The 18,032-nt window shown below is 53.6% G+C and carries 19 protein-coding genes; 10 read left to right on the forward strand and 9 right to left on the reverse strand.

Annotated features, from left to right (window positions below; translation table 11 throughout):
* The first annotated feature begins 1 nt into the window (after window position 1).
* Both MKY59_RS02420 and MKY59_RS02425 read left to right on the forward strand, forming a co-directional pair.
* On the forward strand, window positions 2–736 hold the full coding sequence (locus MKY59_RS02420) for an ABC transporter permease (RefSeq protein WP_339275792.1): 735 nt from the start codon (window positions 2–4) through the stop codon (window positions 734–736).
* A 151-nt stretch (window positions 737–887) separates the two neighbouring features.
* On the forward strand, window positions 888–1,742 hold the full coding sequence (locus MKY59_RS02425; protein ID WP_339275794.1) for an alpha/beta hydrolase: 855 nt from the start codon (window positions 888–890) through the stop codon (window positions 1,740–1,742).
* A 90-nt stretch (window positions 1,743–1,832) separates the two neighbouring features.
* Here MKY59_RS02425 and MKY59_RS02430 read toward each other — a convergent pair whose 3' ends face one another.
* On the reverse strand, window positions 1,833–2,786 hold the full coding sequence (locus tag MKY59_RS02430) for an L-lactate dehydrogenase (RefSeq protein WP_339275796.1): 954 nt from the start codon (window positions 2,784–2,786) through the stop codon (window positions 1,833–1,835).
* A 563-nt stretch (window positions 2,787–3,349) separates the two neighbouring features.
* Between MKY59_RS02430 and MKY59_RS02435 the strand changes: the two genes are divergently transcribed.
* Both MKY59_RS02435 and MKY59_RS02440 read left to right on the forward strand, forming a co-directional pair.
* Window positions 3,350–4,084, forward strand: coding sequence for a hypothetical protein (locus MKY59_RS02435; protein ID WP_236417588.1), 735 nt, complete (start codon window positions 3,350–3,352; stop codon window positions 4,082–4,084).
* A gap of 144 nt (window positions 4,085–4,228) precedes the next feature.
* Window positions 4,229–5,050 (forward strand): protein kinase, encoded by an 822-nt coding sequence (locus tag MKY59_RS02440; protein ID WP_339275798.1) that lies wholly within the window; start codon window positions 4,229–4,231, stop codon window positions 5,048–5,050.
* Window positions 5,051–5,251: 201 nt separating this feature from the next.
* On the opposite strand, the gene MKY59_RS02445 is transcribed toward MKY59_RS02440, so the two are convergent.
* Window positions 5,252–5,464, reverse strand: a complete 213-nt coding sequence (locus MKY59_RS02445) for a hypothetical protein (protein ID WP_236417585.1) — start codon at window positions 5,462–5,464, stop codon at window positions 5,252–5,254.
* A gap of 255 nt (window positions 5,465–5,719) precedes the next feature.
* Here MKY59_RS02445 and map point away from each other — a divergent pair, with 255 nt between their 5' ends.
* Together map and MKY59_RS02455 are read left to right on the forward strand one after the other, a co-directional pair.
* A complete protein-coding gene (gene map, locus MKY59_RS02450; RefSeq protein WP_236417584.1) occupies window positions 5,720–6,466 on the forward strand; it encodes a type I methionyl aminopeptidase in 747 nt (248 codons plus the stop codon).
* A gap of 170 nt (window positions 6,467–6,636) precedes the next feature.
* The gene (locus MKY59_RS02455) at window positions 6,637–7,650 is read left to right on the forward strand and encodes an NADP-dependent oxidoreductase (protein WP_339275801.1); all 1,014 of its coding nucleotides are present in this window, start codon (window positions 6,637–6,639) and stop codon (window positions 7,648–7,650) included.
* 89 nt (window positions 7,651–7,739) lie between these two features.
* Here the strand turns inward: MKY59_RS02455 and MKY59_RS02460 are convergent, their stop codons facing one another.
* Window positions 7,740–8,234 carry a cytochrome c biogenesis protein CcdC gene (locus tag MKY59_RS02460; RefSeq protein ID WP_236417582.1) on the reverse strand — a complete coding sequence of 165 codons (495 nt, stop codon included), beginning with the start codon at window positions 8,232–8,234 and terminating at the stop codon, window positions 7,740–7,742.
* Window positions 8,235–8,545: 311 nt separating this feature from the next.
* Between MKY59_RS02460 and MKY59_RS02465 the strand changes: the two genes are divergently transcribed.
* Window positions 8,546–9,667 (forward strand): hypothetical protein, encoded by a 1,122-nt coding sequence (locus MKY59_RS02465; protein WP_339275803.1) that lies wholly within the window; start codon window positions 8,546–8,548, stop codon window positions 9,665–9,667.
* A 180-nt stretch (window positions 9,668–9,847) separates the two neighbouring features.
* Here MKY59_RS02465 and MKY59_RS02470 read toward each other — a convergent pair whose 3' ends face one another.
* Together MKY59_RS02470 and MKY59_RS02475 are read right to left on the reverse strand one after the other, a co-directional pair.
* Window positions 9,848–10,423 (reverse strand): WHG domain-containing protein, encoded by a 576-nt coding sequence (locus MKY59_RS02470; RefSeq protein ID WP_339275805.1) that lies wholly within the window; start codon window positions 10,421–10,423, stop codon window positions 9,848–9,850.
* Window positions 10,420–11,145 carry an MBL fold metallo-hydrolase gene (locus tag MKY59_RS02475; RefSeq protein ID WP_339275806.1) on the reverse strand — a complete coding sequence of 242 codons (726 nt, stop codon included), beginning with the start codon at window positions 11,143–11,145 and terminating at the stop codon, window positions 10,420–10,422. Before MKY59_RS02475 ends, MKY59_RS02470 begins: the two co-directional genes overlap by 4 nt.
* 341 nt (window positions 11,146–11,486) lie before the next feature.
* Here MKY59_RS02475 and MKY59_RS02480 point away from each other — a divergent pair, with 341 nt between their 5' ends.
* Together MKY59_RS02480 and MKY59_RS02485 are read left to right on the forward strand one after the other, a co-directional pair.
* Window positions 11,487–11,921 (forward strand): Rrf2 family transcriptional regulator, encoded by a 435-nt coding sequence (locus MKY59_RS02480; RefSeq protein ID WP_236417578.1) that lies wholly within the window; start codon window positions 11,487–11,489, stop codon window positions 11,919–11,921.
* 188 nt (window positions 11,922–12,109) lie between these two features.
* Window positions 12,110–12,736 carry a nitroreductase family protein gene (locus tag MKY59_RS02485; protein WP_236417577.1) on the forward strand — a complete coding sequence of 209 codons (627 nt, stop codon included), beginning with the start codon at window positions 12,110–12,112 and terminating at the stop codon, window positions 12,734–12,736.
* A 154-nt stretch (window positions 12,737–12,890) separates the two neighbouring features.
* Here MKY59_RS02485 and MKY59_RS02490 read toward each other — a convergent pair whose 3' ends face one another.
* Window positions 12,891–13,574, reverse strand: a complete 684-nt coding sequence (locus MKY59_RS02490; RefSeq protein WP_339275810.1) for an S-layer homology domain-containing protein — start codon at window positions 13,572–13,574, stop codon at window positions 12,891–12,893.
* Between the two features lie 92 nt (window positions 13,575–13,666).
* Complete coding sequence (locus MKY59_RS02495; protein ID WP_339275812.1) at window positions 13,667–14,569, reverse strand: AraC family transcriptional regulator; 903 nt, start codon at window positions 14,567–14,569, stop codon at window positions 13,667–13,669.
* Between the two features lie 237 nt (window positions 14,570–14,806).
* Between MKY59_RS02495 and MKY59_RS02500 the strand changes: the two genes are divergently transcribed.
* On the forward strand, window positions 14,807–15,865 hold the full coding sequence (locus MKY59_RS02500; RefSeq protein ID WP_339275814.1) for a lactonase family protein: 1,059 nt from the start codon (window positions 14,807–14,809) through the stop codon (window positions 15,863–15,865).
* A 214-nt stretch (window positions 15,866–16,079) separates the two neighbouring features.
* Here the strand turns inward: MKY59_RS02500 and MKY59_RS02505 are convergent, their stop codons facing one another.
* Together MKY59_RS02505 and MKY59_RS02510 are read right to left on the reverse strand one after the other, a co-directional pair.
* Complete coding sequence (locus MKY59_RS02505) at window positions 16,080–17,045, reverse strand: ABC transporter ATP-binding protein (RefSeq protein WP_339275816.1); 966 nt, start codon at window positions 17,043–17,045, stop codon at window positions 16,080–16,082.
* Entirely contained in the window at window positions 17,038–18,021 is a 984-nt protein-coding gene (locus tag MKY59_RS02510) for an ABC transporter ATP-binding protein (protein WP_236417572.1), read from the reverse strand. The genes MKY59_RS02505 and MKY59_RS02510 overlap by 8 nt, the downstream gene beginning before the upstream one ends.
* Window positions 18,022–18,032: the final 11 nt, after the last annotated feature.

Genomic DNA, 18,032 nt, shown 5'->3' on the forward strand with positions numbered 1-18,032 from the left:
GATGAACTTTGCGACGACATATTTTCGAATCCTCTCGTCCGAGCGGCTGAAAATGGGGAAATCGCCGATATGGCTCCTGATTCTCGTCAGCCCGCTGCTTGCGCTGCTGCTTGGGATCACCGCCACGCCGGGCGGAAACTGGGCCGTGTTGATGAACGCGATGCTTTCCTTGCACGGCTTGCTGTTATTTCCTATGTTAACGGGCGTGTTTGCCTCGTTCGTCTGCCGCTTCGAACATGCCGGCGGCGGATGGAAACAAATGCTTGTCCTCCCGCTGACGCGCACAGGCGTATACTCAGCCAAATTGACCGTCGTGATGGTACTGCTTGCACTCACGCAGTGTTTGATGCTCGGGTCCATCGTGCTTGGAGGCATGTTCCATGGCTTTACGCAGCCTGTCCCGTGGGGACTCCTTGCAGGCCATCTGCTGCTGGGACTGTTCGCCGCTCTGCCGTTAGCTGCTTTGCAAATGTTCGTATCGTTGGTGTGGAGCAGCTTCGCCGCACCGCTCGCGTTGAATTTCGGCCTGACCGTGCCGAATATTCTGATCATCAATTCGGCGACTTATGGTCCGTATTATCCATGGGTGCAGCCGATGCTGTTGATGATGCCGACAGGAAGCGGCGGCTTTGGCGCGTATAATGTGCCGCTCGGCACGTTGATTGCCGTGGTTGGCGGAAGCGCGGTATTTTTCCTGCTGATCGGGCTGCTGTATTTCCGGCGTAAAGAAATTTGAACGCAGGTACAGGTCGATGAAAATGAATACAACTATAAAACGTTTGCGGGCCGTGGTCTTGAAAATCATATTGCTCCTTGTCTCATTCATTGTTCTGTGGGTGGTTATTCACCAAGTGCTTACAGCTTATGAGAAAGGAAAGTATCCTCCCATGGGGACATTCATCGAAGTAAACGGTGAAAAGATGCATGTCTACGCGAAAGGCGCCGGGAAGCAAACGATCGTGTTGTTGAGCGGACTCGGTACGCCGGCCCCCGTGCTGGATTTTGAACCGTTGATCAACGAGCTGGCTGAGAGGAACAAAGTGGTTATCGTGGAGGGCTTTGGTTACGGCTGGAGCGATGTGACCCACAAGGAGCGGACCGTGGAGAACATCGTGGAGGAGCTGCGAACGGCTTTGAAAAAGTCAGGGATCGAAGGTCCTTATATTTTGATGCCCCATTCCATGTCTGGTATCTACAGCATGTACTACGCCAACCGTTATCCGGATGAGGTCAGGGCGGTCATTGGCATCGATCCAACATTGCCCCAGGCGTTGGCATACTTTGGCGAGAGCGCGCCTACCGCACCTTCGTACATGGGCCTGGCAGCTCCGACCGGCGTGATCAGGCTGGCTATGCTCATCAATCCGGCAGACTTTTTGCCAAGGGCGGAAGAGGGGCTGTACTCGGTTGCGAATCTTGATAAGATGAGGGCAATTACGGCATGGAAGGGAACCAACCGAAACATCATCGATGAAACGAACGAAATTGGCAGTAACGTGGCCAAGACCGCCGACATGGCATTTCCCCCGGATGTTCCCGTCCTGATTTTTACAACAAAAGAAAACAGGGAGGCAAAGGATGGAAAGACCAACGTGACGTTCTATCAGACTCAATTGCCGGACGATTCTGTCAGCCGAATCATCGTCATGGAAGGCGGCCATTACCTTCACTGGACGAAATACAAGGAAATAAGCCTGGCAGTCGAGCAGTTTACGTCGGACATTTCCGAGAAAGGGAACTGAAAAGCGACGGTTGGGCGCAAAAAAACAATAAGCCAGGGCCCCGTACAGCGAGGGGTGTCCTGGCTTATTGTTTTATGTTATGAAAAATCGTTATGCCAACGTTAATCGACGGATGCTCCCGGACAAAATGCTGCACGAACGTTCGAATTTCTCACATTCCGTTTCATGGAGATGCAGCTCGATGATTTCCTGGATGCCATTGCCACTAATAATGGCTGGTACCCCAACGCAAACGTCTTTCTGTCCGTATTCCCCGTCCAGAATGGCGGATACGGCAATGATTTTGTGCTCGTCGTTCAGGATGGAACGCGTAATATGGGCGAGGGCGTTGCCGATACCAAACTGCGTGGAGCCTTTGCGCGTGAAAATTTCCCATCCCGCATCCTTCGTTTTGCGGGCGATATCATCGAGATCGAGATGTTTGAAACGCTCCTTGTGCTGCTCCAAAATGTGCATGATCGGCTTGCCGCCGATCGTCACATGGGACCAGGCGACGAACTGGGACTCGCCATGTTCCCCGAGGGCATATCCGTGCACGCTGCGCGGATCAATGGAGAACACTTCGGACAGCAAGGTTTTGAGCCTGGATGAGTCGATGGAAGTTCCCGTGCCGATGACGCGTTCGCGCGGCAAGCCCGACAGCTTCCAAACCATATAAGTGACGACGTCAACCGGGTTAGCTGCAACGACAAAAATACCCTGGAACCCGCTGTCCATGATCGGAAGCACGATATCTTTGGTGATGGCCTCGGCCTCTTCCAGAAGGTCAAGGCGTGTCTGCCCCGGCTTGGGGTTGGCTCCGGCCGTAAGCACAATAACGTCCATGCTGGTGCAATCGGCATACGTTCCCGCGTACACCTTGGTGCGATTGTGCGTAAAGTCCATGCAATGGGAAAAATCGAGCGCTTGCGCAACTGCGCGGTCGTATGTCCGGTCAACCATCATGATTTCCCTGCATATGGACTGATTAATCATTGAATAAGCACAACTTGAACCAACCAAACCCGCCCCGATCACCGCTACTTTACCTGATCTGCCTAACACCTCGTTCAACCTCCGTTTTCGAATATAATCCGTTCATAACATGCATTATGTTAAGTAAGGTCTTATAAAATATGTCGGATTCCAAATATACGTTACATAAGATAACACATGAAAATGCTTTACAGCAATGATTTCCGTTATCGCGGGAGCGTAGTGGGGTAATGAGGTTAACAAAATTGACACGAATTGCGATGGAAATAGGTAACCTCCCCTTTTTTCGAGGCATGTACCCCTGAAAATGTCTGATTTCAGCACGGGTGTCGAAGCAAAATGACAGCATTTGCATTTGCAGCGTTCGACACGACGGCATATGTGGCTTAAGTCGAAACAGGCGGGAATTTTTCGAAAAAAGCGACTGACAAAAGTTCTTATGAATCCCCAGAAACAGAAGAAAACCGTCAAAGGGATTATTCCATGAATTCACGAATACATACGGCAAATGCTGAAAACAGCATGATTGAGCTTGTTTAACTGTTGCCCGATCCGATGAACGTTCCCCAAGAGGAACGCTGAAGCCATGTCCTTTGGTAGTCAAAGACTTCGATAACGGGAGGGAATTTCAAATGATTGAAGAAGCAGGAGCAACGACGGAAACAGCCAAGAGTCTGGGAATTGGGGCCAGCACTCTTCGTAAATATGCAGCGGCGCTGGAAGAACGGGGATACCGCTTTGAACGAGCCGCGAACAAATCGCGTCTGTTCAAAACAGAGGACGTGGAGTGCATTGAAAGACTGATGATGGAACTGCGAGAGCACAATATGCCGCTTGCCGATGCCGTAGTAACCGTCCTGGCCAATGATATGCGTGCCGATGACGGTCCCGAACCTGATGAGACAAATGATGAAATGGACGTTTCCAACAGTGGGCGGGAGGGAGCCGATCACGAGGTTGTGGGTGGCAGCGGGGAGCCTGCATTCGAGGCTGCCGCGCCATTGTCCATGCCATCGCTTTTTCCGGAAGTGGCGGCATCCTCCGTCCATTCCCGTATGGTGGAAGGGTTGGGGCAGCTGGTCAGCGAAGTGACGCATGGGGCCGTGGAACCGAAGGATGAGCAGACGCAGCTGCAGGAGCGGGTCAATGAACTTGAAGCAAAAATTGGGGAGCTTGCCGCCGTATATGAGGAATTGCTGGGGCAGATGGACAAGCAGCAGCAATGGATGAATGACAAATTGGAGGAAGAGCGGGATCGTGAGCTGGTTACCAATCTGCGCAGTTACCAGGGGAGACAACGCAAATCCAAGGGGGTGTCGTTGCGGATGTTGTTTGGGTTGTTGCCCAAAAAACATAAAGAGGCGTGACGAACATCGTTGTCCGCACGTGCTATTCCTCTGCTTACGCTGCCTGATATAATAGTCTCCATACGATACCAGAAGACGGGCCGGGTACGATTTTGCACGCCACTGATGACAAATTCGAATCCCGGCTGCGATGTAGGAGGACATGTGGGACTGCGGCGAAGCTGGCAACGATGGATCGGATTTTGGACAGACCGACCCCGGAGGAAGGGCACAACCATTGCTGAAAGGTACACCGTTACCCGACTCCTTGGCATGGGCAGTTACGGACTCACTTATTTATGCACGGATGAACATACGGGGCAGGAGGTCGCATTGAAGGAGTCGAAGCCCAGCAAAGGAACGCTTTCGGTGAGGCTGCTTGAGCGGGAAGCGGAAGTGATGGGCCGTCTGGAGCATCCTTTCATCCCCAAGCTGCTCGAATCGTTCAGTTACCTCGGCCGGAACTACCTGGCTGCGGAGTATGTACGCGGAGAAACGCTGGAGCAGTGCATCTTCGAGCAGGGGTGCGTCTATTCGGAACAGGAGTGTCTTGAACTGGTGGGTCGTCTGCTCGGACCGTTAAACCATGTGCATCAGCAGGGATACATTCATGGAGATGTACGCATCCCCAACGTCATCCTGCGTGACGGCCAGGTGCATTTGATTGATTTCGGCCTGGCGCGGCGCATGGGGGAACCGCTCCTGCCGGAATTGAAACGGCGAATGCGGGACGTTCCTTTACCGGAGGACGAGCCGGCGATTGCGGATCAGGATCTTCAGGATGTGGGGCATTTTCTGTTGTTCATGTTGTATTCCGCGTTTGAACCGGAAAAGGGGAAAGCTCCTGCAAGCTGGCAGGAAGAGCTTGATCTCTCGCCATCCATGCGAGTCATGCTGGAAAGGCTGTTAGGGCTTCGGCCCGGTTATGAAGGCGGCGTGCCCGAGCTTTTGGCCGATGTTCGGGATATGCTTGAGGAGACGAAGTGAATTATTTTTCTGGTAAAAAAGTAAAGGTGATCTGATGCAATGGCTGCCATGATCCGAATAAAAAGGGTGCTCTCCAACCGCGAAGCGGCTGGCAGGGCACCTCTTGTTTTGCACTCACCGGATAACAACCGCCGGGTGCGAGTTCCTTTCAGCAATTACGCCGCCGGATGCGTCGCATACATATCCGATGAACGCTGTATATTAACTGGAACTATATTTTCTGCTTTTGTAATAGCTGGAGCCGTGGCGGCTGTCCCGGTGCTTCATGTCCGACGAAGAATAACGCCGGTATGCATGCTTCCCGGAAGAACTGCTGTAGCGCCTGTAGACGCGTTTTCCCGAGGAGCTGCCATAATGTCTGCGGTGGGAAGAAGATTTGGAATCGAGAAGCTTGCCTAACATTTTTCTGAGCATCAGTTTCCCCTCCTTTCGTCTTCGGCCGTATATGCGAATATACGTTGCTTCGACGGGGGCGGTTTCGTTTTTTTTAGCACGATTCGTCTTTGCGGGATGCGGATGGATCCAATGTTTTCAGAAAAGTGTATTCATTGCATTGACGGGATATCGTATAATAGATTGTTGATGATGTTGCGGATTTTTTTGTTTTTGAGCGTTTCGAGAGTAGAATAGAGGAAAGAACAGATTAATTACGGACAAGGAGAAGTTATCATGATTACGTTGAAGACGAATGAACAGATCGGGAATATGAAAAAGGCCGGAGAGATTCTGGCTGCATGCCATAGAGAAATCGCCAAGATGATTCGTCCGGGAATCACGACCCAGGAAATCGATCAGTTTGCCGAAGCTTTTATGAAGAAAAATGGGGCAACGCCTGAGCAGAAAGGATACAACGGTTATCAATTTGCCACATGCGCGTCCGTCAATGATGTGATCTGTCACGGTTTTCCGGGAAAATACGTGCTGAAGGACGGAGATATCGTCACGATTGACATGGTTGTCAATCTGAACGGTTGGCTGGCCGACTCGGCTTGGTCTTATGCGGTTGGGCAGGTAAGCCCGGAAGCCCGGCATTTGCTGGACGTCACCAAGGAATCCCTGTACAAAGGCATTGAAATGGCCGTAGTCGGCAACCGCATCGGAGACATCTCCCATGCAATCCAGGTATATGCCGAAGGCGAAGGACTTTCCGTCGTGCGCGAATTCGTTGGGCATGGCATCGGCGAGAAAATGCATGAGGAACCGCAGGTGCCTCATTACGGACCACCGCATCGCGGGCCGCGTCTCAAAGAAGGCATGGTGATTACCATCGAGCCGATGTTGAACATCGGAACCTATCGCAGCAAGCTGGATTCCGACGGTTGGACAGCGCGCACGCAGGATGGAAGCCTTTCGGCGCAATACGAGCATACCATCGCCATTACGGCTGACGGTCCAATTATTCTGACGGCTCAATAATAGATTGCACATTCAAAACCACGATATTTGGCGAAAGTCGGGCGGACACGTTTGTGATCCGCCTGTTTCGGTTTAAACTGTTAAGGAGTCAGGAACATAATTTGCCAGGGCCAGGATAGCCCTGGCCACAAAGGCCGGTACGGTCTACTGACAGCAAGGAGGTCATTCAGTTGTCCGAAAATGAACAGATTGTGCTGGCATCGCGTCCAGAAGGTGAGCCGACCAGGGACAATTTTCGATTTATCCGGTCTCCCCTGCCGCAGCCTGAAGCCGGACAGGTGCTGGTTCGCACGTTATATTTGTCCGTTGATCCATATATGCGCGGCCGCATGAAGGATGCCAAGTCTTATGCGCCCCCTTACGCGCTGGATGAGGTCATCAAAGGTGGAGTCATCGGTCAGGTGGTTGATTCGTCGGAACCGAACCTGCGCAAGGGAGATCTTGTGACCGGGATGTGGGGATGGCAGCGATTCGCTGCGGTAAACACGGCCGATATTTCCCTGATCGAGCCGGGAGAGGCACCGATCACGGCGTATCTAGGCGTGCTGGGTCTGACCGGACTGACCGCGTATTTCGGGCTTGAAGATATCGGCAAGCCGCAAGACGGCGAAACGGTCGTCATTTCCGGCGCAGCCGGAGCGGTCGGCATGGTCGCAGGACAGATCGCAAAAATCAAAGGGGCGCGCGTCGTGGGGATCGCGGGTAAGGACGAAAAATGCGCGTATTTGAAGGAACAACTCGGATTCGACGAGGTGCTGAATTACAGACGGGAGCAGGATATGTCGGCAGCGGTCGAACGCGCTTGCCCGGAAGGTGTCGATGTTTATTTCGACAATGTGGGAGGCGACATTTCCGATGCGGTACTCCGCCATATCAACCGGAATGCGCGGATTCCGTTGTGCGGGCAAATTTCGGCCTATAATCTGAAGCAGCCCGACGTTGGCATGCGCCCGCAGACATTGCTTCTGACCAATACGGCTATGATGAAAGGTTTTTTGCTGGGCGATTATGCCAAATCCTTCAAGGAAGGAAGAGCCAAATTGGCCAAATGGCTTGCTGATGGGCTTATTCGGCATGAGGAAAACATTGTCGAAGGGTTTGAACGTACGCCGGAAGCGTTCATCGGATTGTTTACGGGCGACAATCTCGGCAAACAGCTCGTTAAGGTCGCGGATCCCGAATAGCGATGAAGTCGGGAAGAGCCGAAATCGTGACCTATGACAAAAGACACGTCATTCGCCAATGCAGCGCGAAAGACGTGTCTTTTGTCGGTTTACCGGGTTGCCGCATCCGAGGCAATGACTTCCTGATAATGTTTATACATATATACGCGCCAGCGCACGATCATGCCGAAAGCCAGCAGGAAAAAAAGTCCGCCCGTCTGCGGTATGGTGACGTAACGCTGGATGACTTCATGAAGAATAAGACGCACGGCGAGCAGGCCGAGCAAAATAAAAACAAAGCTGCGCGAACGAGTGGCGAAAATCTCGCCGTTAATCCGTTCGAACTTGGTGCTCCGTATGAGCGGGTATGAAAAGATGAACCAGCCGACGAGCAAGGCGATCAATGCCCACAACCACGGAACATGCGTCTCGGGCACGACAAACATAAGGAACCCGGTGCTCATGCCGAGCGGGGGAATCAAAATTTTACGAATGGTTACCGGCCTGTGGCTTGCCTTCATGCGAATGAAGATAGCGAGCAGTGCCATGACAAGCATACCGACGGTTGCGCCGATTTGAAGATATAACGGACTGATCTGAGCCACGGAAATATCCCTCTTTCCGGAAGAATAGTTGGACCCGCCCAGCGGATCTGCAAAAAAGTTGCTTGAATCTATGATTTCTATTATATCACAAAGAGATAAAGCCGATAGAATGCTAAGTGTGTCATTTATCGAATACTTCAAATCGAGGAATTACAAAATTTGCATTTATTTTCAACCAAAGCGGTACCGTTTATTCGGCGATGGAGGAATAACTTTCGTTCCGGGCACAGCAGCAAGAGAGCAAACGCGCAGATCATGAAAACGTGCAGACCTTGGTGAGACTTTGACACGAATATGGAGGAAGACGCAGCATGAAAAGAACTCACAGGTCATCCGTATGGATGATGGCTTCTTTGACAACCTTCTCGATCGTACTGGCCATCCCCTGGATTTGGTGGCAATCCGAGGCATCAACTCCGCTTGAAGTCCTGATTATCGACAAAGGGGCATCAGAGTCTCCCAATCCGGAACATAAAGGTTTGATCTGGTTGCTCAATCAGCAAAAAATCGTCCGAAAGAACGGGGAACGATATATGTACGACGAAAATGATGCGGACCGGGCAACGACCTATTCACCGTCCGTGAGCCGGCGGTTGCCCGAAGACATCATGACCGATACGGATATCATTTATGTAACATCTTCTTTGAACCGACAAGGGAGTACGGGTTTAAACGAATCGAGTACACGGGAAGGAATCACGGAGCAGGATATCGGCAAAATCCGTGAGGCGGCGTCCAGAGGAGTTCTGGTCGTTGCCGAGTATGGAACTTTGTCAAATACGTTATCCCCGGCGGCCCAAAAGCAGTTTTACGAGCTGATGCATGTAAGGAGCAGCGGTTGGCGGGGGAAATACATATCGCATTTGCAAAGCTCGGATGAAGTGCCGGAGCAAGTGATGAAACGTTACGAAGCCGAGACGCGGGCGAAATGGCCGTATTCCGGATCGGGTCTGCTGCTTATGCACGAGGACGGATCGATCGTTGTATTGTGCCACGGAACAGATATGCGAACCGAGGATAGCGGGCTTGCTTTTACCCAGGAGGGAACGAATTGGAGCGGCATTGATGAACGGATTCACTACGACAACTGGTTCGATATTGTAGAGCCGGATTCGAAAGACGCGGTGAAGGCCTGGTTCAGGACGGGATTGACGGATGCCGGGCGCCAAAAGCTGCAGGATGCCCGCATTCCTTTGGAATTCCCGGCCGTGATCCGGCATGACGACAACGTACGGACATACTATATGGCCGGTTCGTTTGACGAGCTGAACAACTATTCGTTTTGGCGCAGAATCAAAGGCTGGGACGTCATCAGGAACTGGCTGACTCCGAACCGGAAGGGCGTGCCTGACGTCATGTATTGGAAGGCATACGTGCCCATGATGAAAACGATCTTGCGGGAAGCGGAACGCGCGGTCGGGTCGCAGCCTTAGTATGAGGATAACGAAGAGTGAATCCTTAGAAGAAGGGTATGAATGTGGAAAACGTGATAGACCGGGAAAAGCCGATTTCGGTCCAAAGGGACAAAAAGAACGGCCCGCTTAGGCTATTGATTGCCGGAAGCGGGCCGTTCGGATGTTTCCGATCATGCATCATGGACTGCGTGCTTGAAGCTATTGCATCTTACCCATGTGCTGCAGCCCGTGCAGGAATGCTGCCACGGTGAGGCGAAGGCTCTCGCCAGGATCGAAATCCATGGCAAATCCGCCTTGGGCGCCGATGGAGGCAAAGCCATGGCACAGGCTGCGCAAGCCGCGCACGGCATGCAAGGCCTCGGCCTTGGTCAATGGATAAGGCTGCAGGGTTCGCAGCAGCAGATCCAGGGTGGCACTGCTCGCGGCAGCAAGCTGCGGTTCGTCCCGGTCCGGCGCATGGAAGGAGGCTTCATACAGCCCCGGGTGCTCACGGACAAAGGCAGTGTAGGCTGCAGCGATGGCCTGGATGGCCTCGCCGCCGGAACGGCCAGCGGCAGCGAGCGTTAGGGCGTGGCCGAGCTGCTGCACGGACATCAGCGCCAATTCCTGGCGAAGCCCCGGAAGACCGCTGATGTGATTGTACAGCGACGGGGAGCGCACGCCCAGCCGCTGGGCCAGGGCGGCCAGCGTCAGCGCCTGGAAGCCGTCGCTGTCGGCGAGCTGGATCGCGGCGTTCAGCAATGCGCCGCGATCCAGTCCTTGCCGGGGGCTCATACGCGCCCCCCGGCAGGGCGCAGCCGCTGCTCGGCGTCAGCCGCGGCTGCCCGCATCGCCGCCGCGGGCTGGCGCAGCATCCGTCCGTGGCCTACGGCGAGCACGGACGGTTCCAGCTCGGCCAGCCGCTTCGCGCTGGCCAGGGCCAGTTCCCCGTTCCAGGTCGCAAGCGCGGGGAACGGGAAGAGCGGGCGCAGGCGGCCGGACACGGCCAGGCCGCCGCGCGACTGGTACGCGTCGCCGGCGATCAGCACGCGGCTGCGCGTATCCATGAAGGCCATATGCCCCGGCGTATGGCCTGGTGTGGCGATGGCGACCAGGGAGCCGATGCGGTCGCCATCTTCCAGCACCCGGTCCGGACGGGTGCGGATGCCTTTCGGCACGCTGCCGCGGACAGGGGTCTGGGGCTCGTGAGGCAGCAGGGAGGCGTCGCCCTTCAGCAGCAAGGCATCGCGAGAAGAGATGCACACTTCGGCATCCGGCAGGGCCTCGTGCAGGCGATCGAGTGCGCCTACATGGTCGCCATGGGCGTGGGTCAGAATGATGCGGGTAATCGGTTTGCCTAATGATCCGGCCGCCTTCAGAATCCCTTTGTAACTGAAGGGCATGCCTGCATCAATTAATGTTAAGCCGTCCTCTTCTTCCACAAGATATACGTTGACGGGAAAGAGACGGGGCAGAAACGAAACCTGGATGACATGATGTTCACGGGTCATGCGCATGGAGCATTCCTCCTCGAAAATTAATGATATTAGTAATATAACTAATGTGATTAGTTTTTGCAACGGGAACTTTCGACAAAAATAAAAGGAAGGATTATTTTGCGAAAAAAGCGTTTTCAAAATATGGATTACCGATTATAATAGTCTCGTAAGCCCTTTCATATGTCTATCTTATTGGAGCCCTTCGCGAAGCGATCGGCTCGCTTTTTTTGTTTTCGGACCCGATCGGGGACAGAAATGGCCAAAGTTGACAACCTTAACTGTCATTCCTATAATGACAGTTGTACTTGCCTTGGGGCTGAAGTTCACCGGAGTTTGCTGCCGGGAGAGGAGTAAAAAAAATGAACAGTGAGTTTACGATTGCTGTCCACTGTCTCGTCTTTCTGTCCATGAAGGCTGAGTGCATGGCCAATAGCGAAGACTTGTCGCAGAGCGTCGGCACTCATCCGGCGAGAGTGCGCAAGGTGTTAAGCGTGCTGCGCAAGCATGGCTATCTGACAACGAAGGAAGGCGCACATGGGGGGTATATCCTTAGCCGGGCCAGCAAGGAGATCAAGCTTGGCGAGTTGTACAGGCTGGTTGCGGGCGGTTCGCTCGGTCCAAGCTGGTGCTCGGGAGAGCTGGATTCGCCATGTATCGTATCCTCCAATATGCGGGAAGTCATGGGTTCCATCTATGATGGCGGGGAGAATGCGCTAAGCATTTATTTTGACGGCATTTCGATTGAGGACGTTAAGCGGCGCATCGGCGAATCAGAACGGATTACCCGCTTATGATATGATCCGGCCGGGACTCTGGTACTACGAAACCCGGGCATTCCGGGCATAACGTGAACACAGATGGAGATCGTCTGCGCTGATGTTATTTTCGGAGGGCGGGTAAACTATCCGGGTGCATTCCCGGTGCCTTGCGAACTTAAAAAAGAAGCAAACCTAAATAACAATTTATGGGGAGTGGAAACTGCATGTCCAGCATTGAAAACAACGAAACACTTCGCGTGATCAGCGAGCGTCACGCCGTTAAAAAGTATGAAAAAGGCTTCGTTATGCCGGAAGCCGACCTGAATGCCATTCTGACGGCAGCGAGCGAAGCGCCGTCCTCCTGGAACCTTCAGCATTGGAAGTTCCTGGTGATCGAATCCGAGGCCGATAAAGAAAAATTGCTGCCTATCGCTTATGGCCAGTCGCAAATTACGGACAGCTCCGTGACGATTGCCGTATTGGGAGATTTGGAAGCTAACCGCAATGCCGTCATTTACGATCAAGCGGTAGAGGCGGGAGCCCTTTCTTCCGAGGTTCGCGACGCGCTTGTCGGGCAAATCAACAGAGCCTATGAAAACCCCCAAACCGCTCGCGAAGAAGCGATCCGCAACGCTTCCCTCGCTTCCCAGAACATCATGCTGGCAGCGCGAGCACTTGGATACGATTCCTGCCCGATGGGGGGATACAACCCGAAACAACTGATTGAAACGTTCAACATCCCTGCGCGTTATGTGCCGAACATGCTGATCACGATCGGCAAGGCTGCGCAGCCTGCGCGTCCTTCGGGTCGTCTGCCGTTGTCCGAGGTTGTTGTCAAAGGATCGTTCTAATTCAAGAGACGTATATAACCCTTGATACGCAAACAAACCGCAAGTCCGTTAATGGAATTGCGGTTGTTTGCGTTTTGTTTGCGTTTTTTTGATTGCTTTTGTCGGGACGCGTTGTCCACGTATCATGGATCGATTAAAGCATCGCTTTGCCTCGTTATTTTTCCGGCATTTCCGGAATTTGAGGCGCATGGAAGCTCTCCATGTGTTTGATCGAGTTGTACATCATGACCGCGGCTTCGGCGCGGGTGACCGTTTGTTTGGGATTGAACTTGCCGTTCTCGTCAAGGGTATTGATTTTGAATACGAGGGAACGCTGGATGGCTCCCTGATAACTTGGCGTAATCTCATCTTCGTCAGCAACGTCGAGCGGATTGATTTTGATCATGGGGAGAGCACCTTTGCTCTCGATGCCTTGCATCAGGAACATGGTGAACTGCTCGCGCGTCAGCGGCTGGGACGGATCGATGTCGGCTTCAAGCTGGATTCCATTATATTGGGCGCGGATAAAAGCGTCGCTATACCATACCCCGTCGAGCACCTTCGAGAACCTGTCGCTTGGCAGCGGCTGTTTGACGAAACGGATGGCATCGAGATTGAGGTCCAGTCCATCCGCAATAAGTTGTATGCCTTGAGCGGTGGTGAGCTGCTGCCCTGGTTTGAACAGGGAATCGGTGATGCCCTTGATCCGGCCGTCCTGATGCAGCGATTCGATCTTGTCCGCTCCGGCGAGACCCTGAATATCGGTGAATTTGGCCTGATCGGCATGAATCGGACCGGCGCCCAGCGAAATGGTAAGCAGTGCTCCAGCGGCAACTGTGGCTAAAATGTTCTTTTTCATTGAGGTTCGCCTCTCTTTTCCAGGGGATATCCCTTTAACTAAAAGCTATTTGCCCCTTTAGACGAACCTTGGATTCAAAAGGTTGCTGCCATTTATCCTTTCGATTTGTTGCGATATTCGGTAGGCGAACGGCCCATCATTTTGCTGAATAGACGGGAAAAGTAGTAGGGGTCCTTGAACCCGAGCTCCGAGCTGATCTGTTTGACCGTCCAATCGGTAAAATCAAGGTAGCGGCAGGAATGCTGGATTTTGAGCCGCAAATAATAGTCGATGGGCGAGTAACCGGTCGCCTGCTTGAACAATTGCGAATAATGAGGGACGGACAGGCGGGCTTGAGCCGCTAGTTCCTTGAGACTGACCGCGCCTTCGAGATGCTGGAGCATGTATTGCACCGATTTCTCGGCTGCCCGTTTGCTGCTCATTGACTCATGATCTGTCCCGGAGCCGTATGCGAGCATGCCGAGCATGTATCCGGCGATCTGGGAGGCATACATCATCGTTTGCATCGAGTAACCGGTCTCCAATGTACCGTAACATTCGTGAAAAAGTTCAAGCCATTTTTGCGTTTTGGCGGGAGCCATGGCGGTCACGCCTTCGTTCAACAACGGCTCGATGTAATTGTTCGACAGGGTGCCGCGCAAGTGAACCCAGTAGATGCTCCAAGGTTCGGACGCATGCGCCCCGTACACGTGAGCCATGTTGGCAGGGAGAACAACCAGATTGCCTGCATTCACCTCATGCCGCTCGCTCCCACCGACGGAATACCATCCTGTGCCCTCGGCACAATACATGATGATATGGGAAGGGCAACCGGCAGGACGATTGCGGTAATGGTGCTCTGCCTTGTGGAAATACCCGATATCGGTCACGTGCAGTCCGGCGGTAATGGGATGGCCGGAGGCTTCTTGCAGCAGCGGGTCAGGCAGAACGATCAGCTTTTGCAGGTGAAATCCGTCCGATTTGCGCATGGCGAGAAGTTTGTCATATGGTTTCATACTTGTATTATGGTAATGGCGCGGCGGCGGAGTCAATCCCCAAACCGATCGCGTTATCATGGGCATGAAGCGGGGATGAAAATCGATCAGGATGAAGCATATGGACCTGGGATGGGTAAATACATAACAGCCATGATTGCCGGTGGACTTTTAATGGACAGACATAAGTTATGGGATTCGTCGGGGGATAGAGATCAGATGTTTTTAGATAAAAGACAGACAAGGAGAGGGTACGCGATGGAACAGTCAATCCACAATGAGACGTTATTTTATGTAGGGACGTATGCTTCTGCCGATCAGCCGGGAATCTACCTGTGCGCCTTGAATAATGACACGGGCGAAATGAGAGTGGTCAACTGGATGCAAGGCGTGGACAACCCTTCGTATCTGGCGCTCTGCCCGAAGGCCGATTGCCTGTATGCGGCGAGTGAAACGGAGGAGGGCGAATTGTTCGTGTACCGCCGCGACCCGGCGACGAGCGAGCTTCATTTGATGGATCGCAAACGTACGGAAGGATCGTCCCCTTGTTACGTGTCGGTCACTCGCGATGGTCGATGGGTCCTGACCTCCAATTACGGAAGCGGCAGCGTCAACGTGTTTCCGGTCGGGGATCAAGGTACGCTGGATGAAATGAGCGCAATGGTGCAGCATGTCGGCAGCGGGGAGAGCAAAGAGCGTCAGGAAGGCCCGCATGCGCATTCCATCCAGCCTGACCCGTCTGGCCAATACGCCGTGGTGTGCGATCTGGGATTGGATCAAATGATCGTCTATCGGCTGGATGAGGAGGGACGCCTTGTTACCCACCGCGAGCTCAAGCAGCCGCCTGGTTCAGGTCCAAGGCATCTTGTGTTCCATCCGAGCGAAAAGTGGGCATATGCCGTCAATGAACTGAACAACACGGTTTCCGCGTATTTGTACGACCTTCGCAGGGGAGAATTTACGGTCATCCAACATGTCTCCACACTGCCTGAAGGGCATGACGGCACGGGAACGGCAGCCGATATTCGCGTATCGGCATGCGGACGATTCCTGTACGCGTCCAATCGCGGCGACGACAGCATCGTGCTCTATCACATCGACCAGGAAACCGGAAAGCTGGAAGCAGCGCAATGGACATCCACGATCGGCCGGACGCCGCGAAACTTCAACCTTTTGCCCGGAGGCATTCTGCTCGTGGCCAATCAGGATACCGACAGCATTGTAGGCTTCCGAATGGATGAGGAGGACGGAAGGTTGACCCATAACGGGTTCAAGCTGGAGATACCGCGCCCGGTGTGCATCGTGCCCGTCGTTTGACGTGAACCTTGACATGAACAGAACAGGCGCGAATGGAATGGATTGCAGAACATGTTATGCTGTTCGGGTGCATTTGGATTGAAGAAAGGCCGCTTAATCATGCATAGAGCATGATTAAGCGGCCTTTTTCGGAATCTGCGCTGCGGTGGGAGTTCAATGGATCGGACCCTCGAAGCGCCCTTGACCATCGCACGAAACAAGTCGATGAGGAGGCCTATACCAAATGGCAGGCTACCCAGTGATCGCTGCCGGCTTTTCGGTACTCGGGCACTTGCTGCGAGCAAACTTCCTGTGCCCACGGGCAGCGGGTATGGAATTTGCAGCCAGCCGGCGGGTTGACCGGACTGGGGATGTCTCCTTGCAGCACGATGCGTTCCCTTTTGAGCTTGGGAATCGGCAGGGGCACTGCCGACAGCAAGGCTTTGGTATATGGATGAAGCGGGTTGCGAAACAGCTCGTCCCGGCTCGCCGTTTCCACCATGGAACCCAGGTACATCACGCCGATGCGGTTGCAGAGATGTTCGACGACGCTCAAGTCATGGGAGATGAACAGGTAGGAAAGGCCCCGTTGTTGCTGCTGCCGTTTGAACAAATTGATGATTTGCGCCTGGATCGAAACGTCCAGCGCGGATACCGGCTCGTCGGCAATGATCAGGTCGGGATTCAGTACCAAAGCTCTCGCAATGCCGATCCGCTGTCGTTGACCGCCCGAAAATTCATGCGGAAAGCGGTCGATGTGGGCGACGGAAAGGCCGCATGCCTCCAATATTTCCTTAACCTGGTCGCGTACATTGCCGGCATCGCTCAGTCCGTGGTCGAGCAGCGCTTCTCCGATAGCGTCCCCAATGCGTATTCGGGGATTCAAGGAGCTGTATGGATCTTGAAATATCAATTGCAGCCGGGGCCGAATCCGCCGGATGTCTTGAGGAGACAAGGCGTGAAGGTCTGCCCCCTTGAACAGAACCTGTCCGTCGGTTTTATCCGTCAGCCGAACGATCGTGCGTCCAACCGTGCTTTTGCCGCTGCCGGATTCGCCAACCAGGCCGAAGGTTTCGCCCGATCGGATCGTAATGCTGACGTCGTCCACCGCTTTGACGTATCCGGTCGTGCGGTTCAGCAGCCCTTTTTTGATCGGAAAATACGTCTTCAGGCGTTTTACTTCCAACAGAGGCTCACTCATGGGCATTTACCTCCTCATAGAGCCAGCAGGATGCTTTTTGTCCTTGGCCCACGTCCCGCAGCCGCGGCGGGCGCTCCCGGCAGATGGGCATGCACTGCCCGCAACGATCATGGAAATGACAGGAGTCCGTTAGGGAAAGCGGGTCCGGAACTTGACCAGGAATCGAGTACAGTTCCTCGTGCCGCTGATTCAGAATGGGCTTCGAACGGAGCAGTCCCTGAGTATAAGGATGCTTGGGATTTTCGAACAGCTGTACGACTTCTCCCTCTTCCACCACCTGGCCTGCATACATGACGACCACGTAATCCGCCATCTCGGCAACGACTCCAAGATCGTGGGTGATCATCAGGATGGACATGCCCGTTTCGGATTTGATGGTACGGAGCATATCAAGAATTTGTGCCTGGATAGTTACGTCCAGCGCCGTCGTAGGCTCATCCGCAATCAATAGCTTGGGACCGCAGGAGACCGCCATGGCGATCATGATTCGCTGAAGCATGCCGCCGCTAAGCTCATGGGGATAGCTGTCGGCAATCTGTTCGGGCCGCGAGATCCCTACCTGCCGGATTAACTCGATGGCACGTGCACGGGCCTCCGCCCGCGTCAGCTTCAGATGGACCCTGAGTGGTTCCATAAGCTGCTGCCCGATTTTCAGCACAGGATTCAACGAAGACATCGGTTCCTGAAAAATCATGGAGATGTCATTTCCGCGGATATGACGAAGGGATGCCTTGCTCTCACGCAGCAAATCTTTGCCGCAGAAACGAATCTCGCCATGCGTAACGCGCCCTGTCTGCTCGTCGACCAGCCCCATGACGGACATGGCGGTGACGCTTTTCCCACATCCCGATTCTCCGACGATGCATACCGTTTCGCCTTCGCGTACGCTAAGGCTTACACCGTTGACGGCGGTAATAAGACCTTCTTCCGTCTGGAATTTCGTTTCCAGGCGGTCAATTTCCAAAATGCCGGCCATCGCAGCAATCA

The organism is Paenibacillus sp. FSL W8-0426 (assembly GCF_037969725.1).
In the GTDB taxonomy this organism is placed as follows: domain Bacteria; phylum Bacillota; class Bacilli; order Paenibacillales; family Paenibacillaceae; genus Paenibacillus; species Paenibacillus hubeiensis.